The organism is Pseudomonas kribbensis (genome assembly GCF_003352185.1).
In the GTDB taxonomy this organism is placed as follows: Bacteria; Pseudomonadota; Gammaproteobacteria; order Pseudomonadales; family Pseudomonadaceae; genus Aquipseudomonas; species Aquipseudomonas kribbensis.
This window is the reverse complement of the sequence record NZ_CP029608.1, coordinates 4,916,036-4,930,114: the sequence shown is the minus strand read 5'-3', so window position 1 is coordinate 4,930,114 and position 14,079 is coordinate 4,916,036. Positions and strand designations below refer to the sequence as shown.

At 59.0% G+C, this 14,079-nt stretch carries 10 protein-coding genes; 8 read left to right on the top strand and 2 right to left on the bottom strand.

Translation table 11 applies throughout. The features are described from left to right. The first annotated feature begins 271 nt into the window (after positions 1-271). The 3 genes from DLD99_RS22500 to DLD99_RS22490 are packed head-to-tail and all read left to right on the top strand — an operon-like array spanning position 272 to position 3,085. Positions 272-1,378, top strand: a complete 1,107-nt coding sequence (locus tag DLD99_RS22500) for a GGDEF domain-containing protein (protein WP_114885121.1) — start codon at positions 272-274, stop codon at positions 1,376-1,378. Then, positions 1,371-2,306, top strand: a complete 936-nt coding sequence (locus DLD99_RS22495; protein WP_114885119.1) for an iron-sulfur-binding ferredoxin reductase — start codon at positions 1,371-1,373, stop codon at positions 2,304-2,306. Before DLD99_RS22500 ends, DLD99_RS22495 begins: the two co-directional genes overlap by 8 nt. A 29-nt stretch (positions 2,307-2,335) precedes the next feature. Next, positions 2,336-3,085 (top strand): enoyl-CoA hydratase-related protein, encoded by a 750-nt coding sequence (locus DLD99_RS22490; protein ID WP_114885117.1) that lies wholly within the window; start codon positions 2,336-2,338, stop codon positions 3,083-3,085. Between the two features lie 55 nt (positions 3,086-3,140). Here the strand turns inward: DLD99_RS22490 and pyk are convergent, their stop codons facing one another. Then, complete coding sequence (gene pyk / locus DLD99_RS22485) at positions 3,141-4,592, bottom strand: pyruvate kinase (RefSeq protein WP_085697206.1); 1,452 nt, start codon at positions 4,590-4,592, stop codon at positions 3,141-3,143. A gap of 171 nt (positions 4,593-4,763) precedes the next feature. On the opposite strand from pyk, the gene DLD99_RS22480 reads away from it, so the two are divergent. Then, a complete protein-coding gene (locus DLD99_RS22480; RefSeq protein WP_085709591.1) occupies positions 4,764-5,147 on the top strand; it encodes a tetratricopeptide repeat protein in 384 nt (127 codons plus the stop codon). A 216-nt stretch (positions 5,148-5,363) separates the two neighbouring features. Beyond that, a complete protein-coding gene (locus tag DLD99_RS22475; RefSeq protein ID WP_114885115.1) occupies positions 5,364-5,723 on the top strand; it encodes a PilZ domain-containing protein in 360 nt (119 codons plus the stop codon). Between the two features lie 46 nt (positions 5,724-5,769). Here the strand turns inward: DLD99_RS22475 and DLD99_RS22470 are convergent, their stop codons facing one another. Next, entirely contained in the window at positions 5,770-6,174 is a 405-nt protein-coding gene (locus tag DLD99_RS22470) for a DUF6124 family protein (protein WP_114885113.1), read from the bottom strand. Positions 6,175-6,681: 507 nt separating this feature from the next. On the opposite strand from DLD99_RS22470, the gene DLD99_RS22465 reads away from it, so the two are divergent. The 3 genes from DLD99_RS22465 to DLD99_RS22455 all read left to right on the top strand — a co-directional run bounded on the left by DLD99_RS22465 (position 6,682) and on the right by DLD99_RS22455 (position 14,043). Further along, positions 6,682-7,125, top strand: coding sequence for a hypothetical protein (locus DLD99_RS22465; RefSeq protein WP_114885112.1), 444 nt, complete (start codon positions 6,682-6,684; stop codon positions 7,123-7,125). 107 nt (positions 7,126-7,232) lie between these two features. Beyond that, the gene (locus DLD99_RS22460; RefSeq protein WP_162803509.1) at positions 7,233-10,286 is read left to right on the top strand and encodes a hypothetical protein; all 3,054 of its coding nucleotides are present in this window, start codon (positions 7,233-7,235) and stop codon (positions 10,284-10,286) included. A 118-nt stretch (positions 10,287-10,404) separates the two neighbouring features. Beyond that, complete coding sequence (locus DLD99_RS22455; protein WP_114885108.1) at positions 10,405-14,043, top strand: Tc toxin subunit A; 3,639 nt, start codon at positions 10,405-10,407, stop codon at positions 14,041-14,043. The last annotated feature ends 36 nt before the right edge of the window (positions 14,044-14,079 follow it).

The following is a 14,079-nucleotide window of genomic DNA, read 5'->3' as shown; positions in this document are numbered from 1 at the left end:
TTGGTCGCATGGCGGGAGCCGGTTGTCGTGATTTTCCGGATGCGCGTCCGGCGCGCTGTTTCGGGGCCGTGAAGGCCGACAAAAAATCACGCGTGGACGGTGCTTTTGGCGAGCGCTCCGGGAACCCGGGAGGGGCGGGCCTGAGGGCTTTTTTGACGCCAAATATCCGGCCCGAAAATCAATGGTCATTTATCGACCGGGCCACTAAAGTGGCAGCCGGTCTGTAGAGTAGGACACTCGGTCAGCCTCTTATCGCACGGTGAGTCAACGATTGACCCATAACGCCATTCAACGTCTTTTGCTCAAACGCTTCGCCCTCGCTGCAGCCACCTACGGATTGGCCTTGCTGCTGCTGTGGCTGGCGTATTTCACCGGACACTACGAAGATTCGCTGACAGGCGTCGCTGTCGGCAGCGCCCTGGTGGTCATCAGCCAGGCGACCCTGTTCGCGGTGTTTTTCTCGGGCGCCAACCTGCGCTTCTCTGACCCGAGCCTGACCGAAGCGCAAGTGCTGCTCGGCCTCGGCTGGCAGACGTGGCTGATCGCGCATCTGCAAGAGGCCCGGGGCGAGTTCCTGGTCTTCTATGTGCTGATCCTTTTGTTCGGCCTGTTCCATCTGTCGCGGCGGGCCTTCGTGCGCTGCGCGATGCTGGTGTTTTTCAGCTTCTGCGCCATCACGCTGTGGGACGGTTACCACTTCCGGCTGCACGATCCGGCGCTGTCTGCCTTGCAGGCCTGCATTCTGCTGATCGTACTGGCGTGGCTGGTGATTTACGCGCGTTTCGTCCAGACCTCACGGCAACGCATGCGCCAGCGCCGCTTTGCCTTGCAGGCGCATCAGGACACGTTGCGCGGGATGATGCGTCAGCTCGAAGACCTGGTGGCCACTGATGAACTGACTGGGCTGTTCAACCGCCGGCATTTTCTGCGCCTGGCCACCCGCGAATTGAACGCGATGGAGGCCGACGTCGTGCATGGTCTGGCGCTGATCGATCTCGACCACTTCAAACGTATCAACGACCTGCACGGCCATGCCGCCGGTGATCAGGTGTTGCAGGCGTTCGCCGGCGTGGCCGGTGCCTGTCTGCGCGACGGCGACGTGCTGGCGCGTTATGGTGGTGAGGAATTCGTGGTGCTGCTGCCCGATTGCAACGCCGAGCGCCTGACTGCTTGTTGCGAACGGCTGCGCATCGCTTTCACCGACGTCGAACTGGTGGGCCTGAATGTGAAAAACCTGAGCCTGTCCGCCGGCATGACCCTGCTGGAGCTGGGCGATGATCTGGACGACGCCTTGCAGCGCGCCGATCAGGCGCTGTACCGGGCCAAGCGCGACGGGCGCAACCGTTGCGCAGCCGCGTGGGAGAACGTCGATGCCTGAACTGCGGGTCGGTGAACGACAGTGGTCGGTGGCGGCGGGCAGCAACCTGCTCGATGCCCTCAACCGGAACGGTGTGGCGGTGCCTTACAGCTGCCGCGCCGGCAGTTGCCATGCGTGTCTGGTGCAATGCGTGCAGGGCTTGCCTGCTGACAGCCGCCCGGATGCCCTGAGCGCCGAACAACGTGATCAGGGCTGGCGGCTGGCTTGTCAGTGTCAGGTCATCGAAGACTTGCAGGTGCACACCTTCGATCCGGTCACTGATGGTCGCCCGGCCACGGTCGAAGCGCTGGACTGGCTCGGCGATAGCGTGTTGCGCCTGCGCCTGACACCCCAGCGGCCGTTGCGCTACAGCGCTGGTCAGCATCTGGTGCTGTGGGCCGGTCACATCGCGCGGCCGTATTCACTGGCGAGCCTGCCGGAAGAAGACCGTTTTCTCGAATTTCACCTCGATTGCCGCCAGCCCGGCGAATTCAGCGATGCCGCCCGGCGCTTGCAGATCGGCGACCCGATCCGCCTCGGTGAGCTGCGTGGTGGCGCGCTGCATTACGACCCGGACTGGCACGACCGGCCGCTGTGGCTGCTCGCCGCCGGCACCGGCCTCGGCCCGTTGTTCGGGGTGTTGCGCGAAGCCTTGCGTCAGGATCATCGGGGCGCCATTCGCGTCATTCATCTGGCCCATGATGCTGACGGGCATTACCTGGCCAAACCCCTTGCCGCACTGGCCGCGCAGCGGGAAAACCTCAGCGTCGAATTGTGGACGGCGGCCGAGTTGCCGGGCGCTTTGGCGCAACTGCGCCTTGTCTCCCGACAAACCCTGGCCTTAGTCTGCGGTTCGACTGCCAGCGTCGACGCCTTTGCCAAGCGTCTGTTCCTGGCCGGACTGCCGCGCAATCAACTGCTGGCCGATGTCTTCCTGAGCCGTGGTTGAGCGCTGATCTTTCAGACGCGAGACCTGCCATGCCCGAAGCCATCCTGCTGCACCGCGAACGCGGTTTGCTGACCCTGCGCCTCAACCGCCCGGACAAGAAAAACGCCCTGACCCGCGCCATGTACAGCCAGTTGGCCGAAGCGCTCAAGCAAGCCAATCACGACCCCGAAATCAACGCCGTGCTGATCACCGGCAGCGCCGAGTGCTTCACCGCCGGCAACGATATTGCCGACTTCATCCAGCAACCGCCGAGCGATCTCGACAGCCCGGTGTTTCACTTCATGCTCGAACTCCTCGAATGCCGCAAACCGGTGATCGCCGCCGTGGCCGGGGCGGCGGTGGGGATCGGCACGACGATGTTGCTGCATTGCGATCTGGTATACGTGGCGCGGGATGCGCGGTTGCGTATGCCGTTCGTCAACCTCGGGTTGTGCCCGGAATTCGGGTCCAGCCTGATCTTGCCGCGCTTGCTCGGGCAGGCCAAAGCGTCGGAACTGTTGCTGCTCGGTGAAGGTTTTACTGGCGAGCAAGCGGCGCAATGGGGGATTGCCACCGAAGCGCTGGGCAGTGGCGAAGCCGCGTTGGCCAGGGCGCGGGAGATGGCGCTGCGGTTTGATGAGCTGCCGGCCGAGGCGGTGCGCATCAGCAAACAATTGATGCGCGCGCCGGATCGCGAGTTGATCCGCAAGGTGATCGAGGAGGAGGGCGCGCTGTTCACCCAGCGGTTGCGCTCGCCGGAGGCACTGGCGGCGTTGACCGGGTTTATCAAACGCCACTAACGAAAAAGCCCCGCCATTCACATGGCGGGGCTTTTCGTTTTCAGCAACCGGTCACTCAGACCTGCGGGTCGCCCACATGCAGGATCTTCATGCCGTTGGTGCCGCCGGTGGTGTGGTAGCTGTCGCCCTTGGTCAGGATGACCCAGTCGCCTTTCTCCACCACGCCGCGCTTGACCAGCTCGTCGATGGCTTTCTGGCTGACTTCGTTCGGAGCCAGCGAAGCCGGGTCGAACGGCACGGTGTACACGCCACGGAACATCGCCGCGCGGGCCTGGGCCTCGCGGTGCGGGGTGAAGCAGTAGATCGGCACCGACGAACGGATACGCGACATGATCAGCGGGGTGTAGCCGCTTTCGGTCAGCGCGATGATCGCCTTGACGCCCGGGAAGTGGTTGGCGGTGTACATGGTCGCCAGCGCAATGCTCTCGTCGCAGCGCTCGAATTCCTTGCCGATACGGTGGCTGGAGGTCTTGCTGGTCGGGTGCTTTTCAGCGCCAACGCAGATGCGCGCCATCGCTTGTACGGCTTCCAGCGGATAAGCGCCGGCAGCGGATTCGGCCGACAGCATCACGGCATCGGTGTAGTCGAGCACGGCGTTGGCCACGTCGGACACTTCGGCGCGGGTCGGCATCGGGTTCTGGATCATCGACTCCATCATCTGGGTCGCCACGATCACAGCCTTGTTGTGGCGGCGTGCGTGCAGAATGATTTTCTTCTGGATGCCCACAAGCTCGGCGTCGCCGATTTCCACACCCAGGTCACCACGGGCAACCATCACAGCGTCAGAGGCTTTGATCAGACCATCGAGGGTTTCGTCGTCGGCTACGGCTTCGGCGCGTTCGATCTTCGCCACCAGCCAGGCGGTGCCGCCGGCTTCGTCGCGCAGTTGGCGGGCGTAGTTCATGTCGGCGGCGTCACGCGGGAAGGACACGGCGAGGTAGTCGACTTCCATTTCAGCGGCGAGCTTGATGTCGGCCTTGTCTTTCTCGGTCAGGGCCGGAGCGGTCAGGCCGCCACCGCGACGGTTGATGCCTTTGTGGTCGGACAGCGGACCGCCGATGGTCACCACGCAGTTCAGTTCGGTGGCGGTGGCGGTTTCAACGCGCATCACCACGCGGCCGTCGTCGAGCAGCAGCTCGTCGCCCACGCCGCAGTCCTTGACCAGGTCCGGGTAGTCGATGCCGACCACTTGCTGGTTGCCTTCGGTCAGCGGATGGCTGGTGGAGAAGGTGAACTTGTCACCGATCTTCAGCTCGATGCGCTTGTTGGCGAATTTGGCGATACGGATTTTCGGACCTTGCAGGTCACCCAGCAGGGCGACGAAGCGGCCGTGCTTGGCAGCCAGGTCACGCACCAGCTTCGCGCGAGCCTTGTGCTCGTCGGGGGTGCCGTGGGAGAAGTTCAGACGGGCGACGTCCAGGCCAGCCAGAATCAGCTGTTCGAGAACTTCCGGCGAGTTACTGGCCGGGCCAAGGGTAGCGACGATTTTGGTACGACGGACGGACATGCAAAGACTCCTCAGGTTCAAGCGCCAGCGAAGGCTACTATGCTCGAAGGGTGTAGTCATTGTTCGTTTGCACTACTTACGATTTTCTTTTTTGAACGCGACAATCGGCGCAAACGGCTCTGAAGATTTCTCACAATGGGTCGATACAGAGCACAAGACAGGAGAACCCCCATGCGATTGTTGCCCATTGCCGCCCTTGCCCTCAGCGTCCTCGCTGCTTCGGGCTGCACCCGTTGGTCGATGAACCATCATCTGAACAACGCCTACAGCGCCTATGACCGGGGCAATTGCGAGCAAGTGATGCTCGAACTTTCCAAGGTCGAACGCGCCAGCCGCGCCCGCCCCTACGTGTGGCCGGAAGTGTCGATGATGCGCGGCCAGTGCCTGGAACGGCAAAAAATGTTTGTCGATGCGGCGCAGACCTACCAGTTCATCATCGCCTCGTACCCCAACAGCGAATACGCCTACCGTGCCCGTGCGCGTCTGGAAACCCTGCAGAGTCTGGGCCACTACCCGACCCGCAGCGCCGCCGTGGTGCCACCCGCCCGCTTCTGATGGCGGTTGTCATACAAAAGCTGGCCGGCTGTATAAGGTGAGCTATAGTCGAATGACACCGGTGCAGATGCACTCTGTACCGGCGCAACACCTGCGACCGGCATGAGCAGTACGTGGCGAGCGCCACACCGGAAGCGGGGAGAGCGGGCCTGTCGGGCAGGTTCGTTCCGAAGCACAGTGCGGCCCGTTTGCCGGGCCCTGCATGGCGATACGCTCATGTTTACCGACCGTCGAATCGAACGGCACCAGTTGCCGTATTTTCTGCGAGTGTTCAACAGCGTCACCGACAAACCCATCGGCTTTCTGGGCAACGTCTCCGAAGACGGGCTGATGCTCATCAGCCAGTTGCCGATGATGATCGGTGCCGAATTCAAATTGCGTCTGAAGATCCCCGTGGGCGACGGCTGCCAGCAGGTGATCGACCTCAACGCCTGCTGCCTGTGGTGCCATGAGGATGCGACGCCCCAACACTACGACGCCGGCTTCAGCCTGTTCCGCACGCCCCCGGAGTACGGGCAACTGGTCGAGGCGTTGAAGCAGTACTTCAGTTTTCAGCCGTTGCCGGCTTCGGCCTGACAAAACAAAAGGGTCATGACCTGCTACAGGTCATGACCCTTTTTTGTTACGCGCCTATCGCAATCGCCCGCTCGTTATCCAGCGTCTTTTCCGCCAGCAGCAACCCCATCTCGCTCAACTGATAGATCGCCATCGCCAGATGCCGCGGCTTGTCGTCCAGGCTGTCGGCCAGGTCGAGCAGCAGAATGCTCACCGACGAGAAGGTCTCGTAGGTCTGGATGGCGATCGCCTCGGAATTGATCTCGGGATCGACCTTGAACATCTGCATGCCGCGATCCACGGAGTTGCGCGGTTTCTCGGCCTTGGGGTTGAGGTAGAAATCGAGGGCCCTGTGGGCTGCGTCGTGGAGTTTCTTTGAATCGATTGAGGCGTAGGGGGAGACCGGATCGGGTTGATCGGTCGGGTCCTTTGGATCGGTGTCCGAAGGGGGATTTGGAACTGGCTTCTTCATGTATTTCGTACTCGTCGTTAGGGCCACCATTGGCTCGCGACTAAACGAGAAAAGGGTGGCGGCTGTAAGCAGGTTAGTCGACCGGGAGTACGTACCGGTGCGCCCGAGGGCGCCCTGCGAACAGCCACCATCGAGTGCGGGGATAGGGAATACCCGACTGGATGACGCTTATGCGCAACGTACTAAAGACCCCGGGCGACTAAACCCGGCCGCTGATTGGCAGCGACACGGATCAAGTTACGGGGCAACGCCAAGGCGCACAAGCCGGCGGATTCTGAGGGATTTGTAGGCAATGGCACAAGGCGTCGTAGCCCGTTGTTACGACTTGCAGGACGCTGCCGGACAGGGCTGTGGGAAGAGTTACCGCTTGTCGGGACTGTCAGATTTTACAGGTAGGCATTCAGTGTCCAAAGGCGTTCAATTCATTTGAGTCTTTCGGTTTTTGTCGTCGATAACGGAAGTTCTCTGATCGAATTTAACCGGTTCTTGATAATAAGGAGCAGCGTCATGAAAGCTGAAGTCGATATGTCGGTGGTAGATGTAACGCAATTTTCCATTGCCAGTGAAGATGATTACAAGAATGCGAAAGATGCGGGCGTCACATCTATAGTAACTTTGGTGGCAACTCATAGTAACTACAAGGCAGAAGGGACGGTTGAGTATTGGTGGCAGGATCATACCCTTTTTGGTTATTTCTTGCAGTACAGGGTTACCTCTAATGGTAACAAGAAGGGTGATCTCTATTTTGGTGTTTGGGGCACGCCCGGGCAAACCTGGTACAACAAGCTTACAGGTAATGCAGTGCAGGATGGAGAGTGGCACGAGTTCCGTGCTGGGGGATGGGTAGGCACTTCAGCAGGGACAGGTCGTCTCTATATGAAGTATACATTTGATCGATCGAATGCTCCGGATCCGACGGCCGATACTTATCTGGACGTTGCCATGCCTTGATAGTCGTATCTGATTATCATGTTCTGGGGTTTATAGGGGGGGGGGCTCCCTTTAAATCCCAACGCACTCGGGTTCTTAACTTTTGCCTTTCAGGGTGTGTCACAACTATGAGTATAGAAGGCGAGTTACCAAATGCTGCGCCGATCATCAATGTACCCATCGCCGACTCGACCGTCAGGAACGGTGAAATTGATGTTTCTGGAACAACAACTTCTTTCGGAGTGATCATCGCGTACCTTTATATCTTCTCTGGGTCTACCCCGGTTTCTATAGGCCGTGCAGTGCAGTCAGGCAGCACTTGGTCGGCACGACTTGCCGGAACGTTCGCTCCTGCCCGATACAGATTGGAAGTCACCCAAGGAGAAACAAGAACGATCTATGTGACTTTGGAAGTTCCTCCAGTTCGGATCACTGATCCTGTTTCGGATACGGAAATACCATCGAAACGGTTCACTGTCACCGGCTCCGGTGGAGAGTATGGTGTGGGTACTGTCTCGCTGTTTGACGCCAGTAATAATGCATCTTTGGGAAATGCTGACATTCAGACCAATGGTAGCTGGACCAAGACGCTGACCATCACAGGTAACAGTCTCGCCTTTTATGCCAGACAAACGATCGGCGGCTACCATTCGGTCAACTCAGCTACCGTCAATGTCTCGTACAGGGTTGCCACTGTCACCATCACTTCACCGGTAAACGATGCTGTAATCACTACGTTCAATCCAACTGTCTCTGGAGATGGTGAAACGGGTGCAAGTATTTCAGTACATCGAGCTGGTAATCCTGCCGATGTTTATGGCTCCGGATCTGTTGTGAGTGGCAAGTGGAATATATCGCTCACCAGGTCGTTGCCACTCGGCCCATTTATATTACAAGCCACGCAGTCTTATAACGGGCAGACATCGTCGTCCAGTCAGGTGTCCATTACAGTAGCCGTAAAACTACAGACTCCTGTCATCACCAGTCCTGCAGCCGGGTCAGTACAGGACTTTGTGTTTATATTGGGGGGCACAGGCGGCGTCGCCGGTTCCCTCATGCAGATCGTCTATGACCTGGACCATAACCATCTGGTCGGCCAAGCGGCCGTCACGGCTGACGCTTGGGAAGCGGCCGTGATAGTCGAACCCGGACGACGCTCACTGGTCGCCGGGCAGACAGGAGCCGGCATCAACCCTTCCGACTTCAGTCAGCCTCGAGTCTTCGACATCCGCCCACTCCCATTGACCAGGGTCAACGTCACTTTTCCGGATGCAATCACCGTGAAGTTTGCCGGTGGCGGTCGTGAAGGTGCCACGGTCGTGATAACGGTGCTCAGTGGTCCGGGAGGAGCGGCACCGGGGGAGGCAAGGGTCGTAAGCGGCAAGTGGGAGACCAGCGCAACGAACTGGCCCGATGGCCTCTACAAAATGAGTGCGATCCAGAAGATTTCCAACAACGCGGGGGGCTGGATCGAATCTACGCCAATTGAATTTGAAGTCACTTATCTGTTTCCACTTCCGTCCGGCGTGAAATCCACTCCGGAGTATCAAACGACCTTCTCAGGCAATGGGCTTTTGGGCGCAACGGTGTCGGTGCTGGACTCCGACAAACTGACGAAAATTGCCCCGGATGCACCGGTAAGGAACGATAACACCTGGTCCACTACAGCCTATGTGCCATGGGGGCCGACATGGGATCGGACCATTTATGTGCATCAATTTATTGGTAGCCGGAAATCGGCATCCGTCGAACACAAAGTCCGCATTCCACCGATTGCGCCTGGCATTGGCAGCGTTTCACCGGAGGGCCTGTCACCGACGTTCACCGGCACCTGCGAGCAGGACGCCCGGGTCAATCTGGTGTTCAGCGACGATGCCACTCCATATCCTGCAGTGGTGACCGGCAGGGCATGGTCGTTCCGGCGAACGCTGCCATTCACCCCGGATGTCGAGCACACCGTTACTGCAACCCAAATTGCCGCCCAGCAGACTTCCCCTGCGGCAAGTCGCCAGTTCAAGCAACAAAGGCCAATGGTGACGGTGGTTATTACCCATCCCGCGCAAAATTCCGAGGTTGGTCATGGTGATGTGACCTTCAAAGGAACCGGCGGTATGAAAGGCGCCACAGTGTCTGTGTGGGACTACGTAAATGGGGGCACTTTGGGTTCTGTCACGCTGGGAGCCGACGGGCCGTGGGAAATTGTTGTGCAAATGACGTTTGGTCGTCGGGTGGTGCGGGCAAAACAGGTCATCGGAGACCGGGAGTCGGCCTACTCTGCTTTGCGTGAATTCAATGTGGTGCTGTTACAACCCGAGATCGATGAACCGTCGGAGGCCGGCACTCAGACACGAACCTCGATGATCGAGGGTACGGGTGAACCGCTTGGGTATGTCGATGTTTTTAAGGGAAGCTCGACTACACCTTTTCTCGAAAAGGTACCGATTGGAGTCAACGGCCGATGGAAAGCCGAAGCGATCGAGCCCGTGGGCAATAAAACCATCCGGGCCAGACAGTACTTCCAGAGTCAGATATCCAAAGACACGCAGCCGCGCACATACAAGGTTGTACCGCATTCGCCGTTTATGGAAACGCCTGCAGCGGGCGACCACGTTGGCAAGCGAGCGATGGTTTCGGGCTTCGGCGTGCCGGGTGACAAGGTCAAGGTAAAACTCGGCCCTGGCACAGACCCGGCGTTGGGTGAAGCGTTCGTGGGTGAAGACCGCACATGGTCGATACCAGTGGAAATCCCTCGCGCGGGACCGGCCGTCTCACTGGTGGCCACCTCCTCGGAGGGGACATTCGAGTCTGCTGCGTCTGCCCCCCGCTCGGTACTGGCCGGTATATTCGAGCCCACCATCCAGTCGCCTGCCGAGGGGCGGCCGGTCCTCAATCCGGTGCATTTCGCAGGTACGGGCCGAGACGGTGAAGCTCAGCTCTGCAGCTGGTACAACCCGGAGGTCATCCAGGCATCGGTTTTGCCCGTAACCACTGCGACAGGCTGGCAAGGCGCGGCAAGCATTGCTCTATCGCCGGGCGGCAACTGGAGCGTGATTCAGCAAACCCTCACCAAGGATCAGGACGGTGCGACGGTGTCCGACAAAGTCACGAGCCATCGATTCGAGGTTGAACCTGTGCCTTCAGAGGGCAAATTATCGGATGTACCCGATAAGTGGTCACTCTGACTGTCATTTCTGACAGTAGACGACCATCGTCCTTTAGCGCCAAATCTAATCTTGTAAACGAATGACCCGACAACTGTGTCGGGCCATTCAGGGCTGCTTTCGACTCAGGAAATCCGCCATGGCCAAGACCCGCTTGCGTCCAGCCGCAGAACTCTACGAGCAACTGTTTGCTACGCACACGCGCCGCAAAAAATATTCGGCGCTACATTCCTACCTGACGCAAGGCGGTTCGATTTTTCCTTTGGTGGAAAACGGTATCGATGGCCTGGTAAAGGATTATCGGATGAGCCGCGAGGACGCGCAGGCCTTCTTGCGCCAGGCCAGCAGTATGGCGATCTACATCCGGCGCCTGTTCATTGAACACACCTTGACGTATACCGAGCAGCAGAAGCCCGGCAAGGCGTTGAAGAAACCGGCATCGAACGCGGTGAATTCGCTGGTTGACGGGCCCACGTTCGAAAAGCTGTTCACGCCCAACTTCATCGGGTCTTGTCCGCCGAGTGCGCTAGAGAATCTGTGGGGACCGGTGGCTTATCTGGTGGAGTTGTTCCAGTGGATCAGCAAGCGTATAGAGCCCGTCGGCGAAATTGCACCGAAGTACCTGCTGCACGAACGGCGCAGTGACTTGAAGGAGCTGGTGGTCGACGCCAATGCGGTTTTCCAGCCGTTATCTGCCGTCGAAATCATCAACAATGCGCTGGAGGCGTTCATCAAAAAACACGGAACGCTGACAGATCTGGTGGAAGCCTTGCTGACGGCGCGCTACCCCAATGACCTGCCCTGGTTTCAGCATTGGAGCACCCTCGATGGGGTTGCAGAACATCTGGGCATGTCGGTAGGCAACTTTGCGTTCACGGTCGATTTGCTGTCTCCCTACTTTTTGCAACCCAAGGCCTGGGATGCGAACGCCAGCCGCGCCTTGGCCCACTCTTCACGCCTGGGGCCGTACCAGAGAACCTTGTTGACCGAGCCTCGGGTGGCCCATGCGGTCCGGAAAGCATTCTTTGACGAAAACTACGGTTGCGAAGGTGTCGACGGTTACAAGACTCTCAATGAAGTGCCGACATTCGGCGAGCAGACCGGCTTGAACCCCACCGGTATCGAGGCGCTTTTATCAATTAAAGCTTCCGCACCGCGGCGTTCCGTGAATGTGAAGTTCGCTGGAGATCCGCCAGAGGGTCCGGAAAGCAATCGCTTCGGATCGGTTTACATCAATGCTGGAGCGAGTCCTCCGGTTGGTATCACCGAGGGAAGCGATGGTTTGCAAAAACTGACAATCGTGCCCGAGTCGTCAGCATCGAGCTCAGACTTTGAGCGCTTCGACCGACTGAACCGCAAGATACGCCTCGACAAATGGTTCGGCCTGCGCAGTTTTGAGGTGGACTCATTACTGGTCGCCGCGGTTCGCGCAGAAGAGCAGGGCGGACTGGCGCCAGACAAGTGGTGGATCACCGACAACGTGGTGCATGCGCTGGGACTCTTCCAGCTATTGCGTGAGAACTATGGCTGTACAGCGATGGATTTCGCCGCTTTCATCCACGAAATGTCGGTCTACGGTGTCGGCGACGAGCTCTCGCTGTTTGATCAGGTCTTCAATGCCGACGGCGACTATCGTCAGCCCTTGGTGCTCGACGGTGCGAGCTTCCCGGCGATTCCCGCAGTGGGTAGCAGCGATCTGACCGTCAACCAGTTGTGCAATGGTCTGCAGATCGATTGGCTGACATATGGTTACCTGGCCCTCGCCATCGTCAATGCCCAAGGAGTTGGCGACAATCTGCAGCGCACGCCGGCAATGGTTACAGCTTTTTACCGGTTGGTGAAGCTGGCACGCTTGATGAGCATCACACCGATCGAGCTTGTCCTGATGCTGACTTTGTTGGGGGACAACGATAAATGGCTCAGCGGGCTGGCGGGTGTGCCTCAAATCCATGGCCAGTCAGGCGAAACGCGCGATGTATTGAACATCATCTATGCCGTGCATGACTGCGTCAGCTGGTGCAAGGATCGGCAGTTGCCGGTGGGGAGCATGCTGCAAATGGTGGCGCAGCCGCAGGTGAGCGGTACCCCCTCCGAGGCGCAACTGCAACTGTTCGACAAGGTGATCAGTCTGCTACCGGCGGCTCGCCTGACTAACTCCGGATTGCTGGTGGATGAAGTGCCGCCAGCGCCTGCGGGCGACTGGCTTGATTTTTTGCGCTCGGTGGCGGATCACAATGGTTTGGTCCGCCCGCTCGGCGACAGTGAAGCGGAATACCTGAGGGAAGCACGCGCGAGGCTCAACCAGGCAGTGCTGGATGGGCTCCCGGCAATGGCCGACGAAGTGCGAGCCTCCATCGTAGAAAAAATGCTCGGTGTTCTGCTGCGAGCCAGAGAGGCACAGGCCTCAGTGGTCAAGGAGGCATTGGCGGTATTCACTGGTCTGGGCTCCGAACGCGTAATGGGCGTTCTTGCCTGGGCCGACACAACGGTCTTTCTACTGTTGCGCGAGATCACCGCCCACGTTGGCACGAGTGGGCAGGACGGTCGACGCGAGCGCGCTGGCGACAATCCCCTGCTCGGCAGGTTGGCCAATGTACAACGCCTTGCCGAGGTTGTGACACAACTGCGCCTGAGCGCCGCAGTGATGCGCGAGTATCTGGATTACGGTTACAGGGCCTGGCTCGGCCAGTCTGACAAGTACCAGTTCTCGATGAGCACGCTGTATGACCTGACGGTGCTCGGCCGAGCGTTCGAGATGAGCGATCAGTCGGAGGAAGAACTGCTGCACTACCTGCGTACCGTCGACCAGCTGCCAGCCAATATCGCCGGCGATTCGTTGTGGCTGGCCCAAGAGGCAGGCTACATCCTGCTGGCGAGGTTCTTCCAGTGGAGCGTTGCGCAGGTGCGCGAGTGCGTCCATCACATCGATCCATCCGACAAAAAAATCTTGAAAACCCTGCGCCAACTGGATCTGTTGATGCGTATTCGCGCACTGGCGGAGCACAGCGGTATGGATGCCCAGACGATTTTCCGGCTGGGCGACTTGCCTGCGAACATTGACAAGACAGCCTACGCTACCGCCGCCGAGCTTGCCCTGCTGAGCCAGTCCGAGACGCGCGTACTGGATCGGCAGCCTCCCGGCGAAACAGAGCAACTGATTGTTCGCACATGCACCGTGGACAACAGTACCGTCGTGGCAAACAAACCAGGCGCGAAAGCCATTTACACGGTGACGCTCAAGGATGCCGAAGGATCGCCGCTGAAAGGTGTTCCGGTTTTCTGGCAAGCCACTCTCGGCACCATCGAGACCTTGAAAACCGATGAAAACGGTGTGCTCAAGGCCGAGTTCATTCCAGGCAAGGTGCTGGGGAGCGAAACGCCGACTTATTGGCTGAATCTGTTCCAGCCATTTGATGCGCCTAAAATACAGGTTGTTCCTGACCCGGACACGCTGTTTTTCCCTGGCCCGTTGGCCTCGACCATACCTCTGGGCAGCGTACCCGCTGGCGCAGAGGTGCAGTTGTTTGCCGAGCTACGGGACAGATACCAGAACCGCGGGCCAGACCAACTGGTCAACTGGTTCGCTCGAGCTGTCTCTGGGGATGGAACCAAGCCGATCGTTATCCGGCCAGCCGCAGACGTGTCTACCGATCAACAAGGCCTGACAAAAGTATTCGTCCATGCACCTGAAGGCGGAACGTTCGTGTTTGAAGTGCGCTGCCAGTCCAGTAATGAAAACCTTCTTTTCGGACCCATCACGTTCCTGCCGCCGGTGTGAGCCTGATCGCTCGCCAGACGTGCACATTCGGTTAAT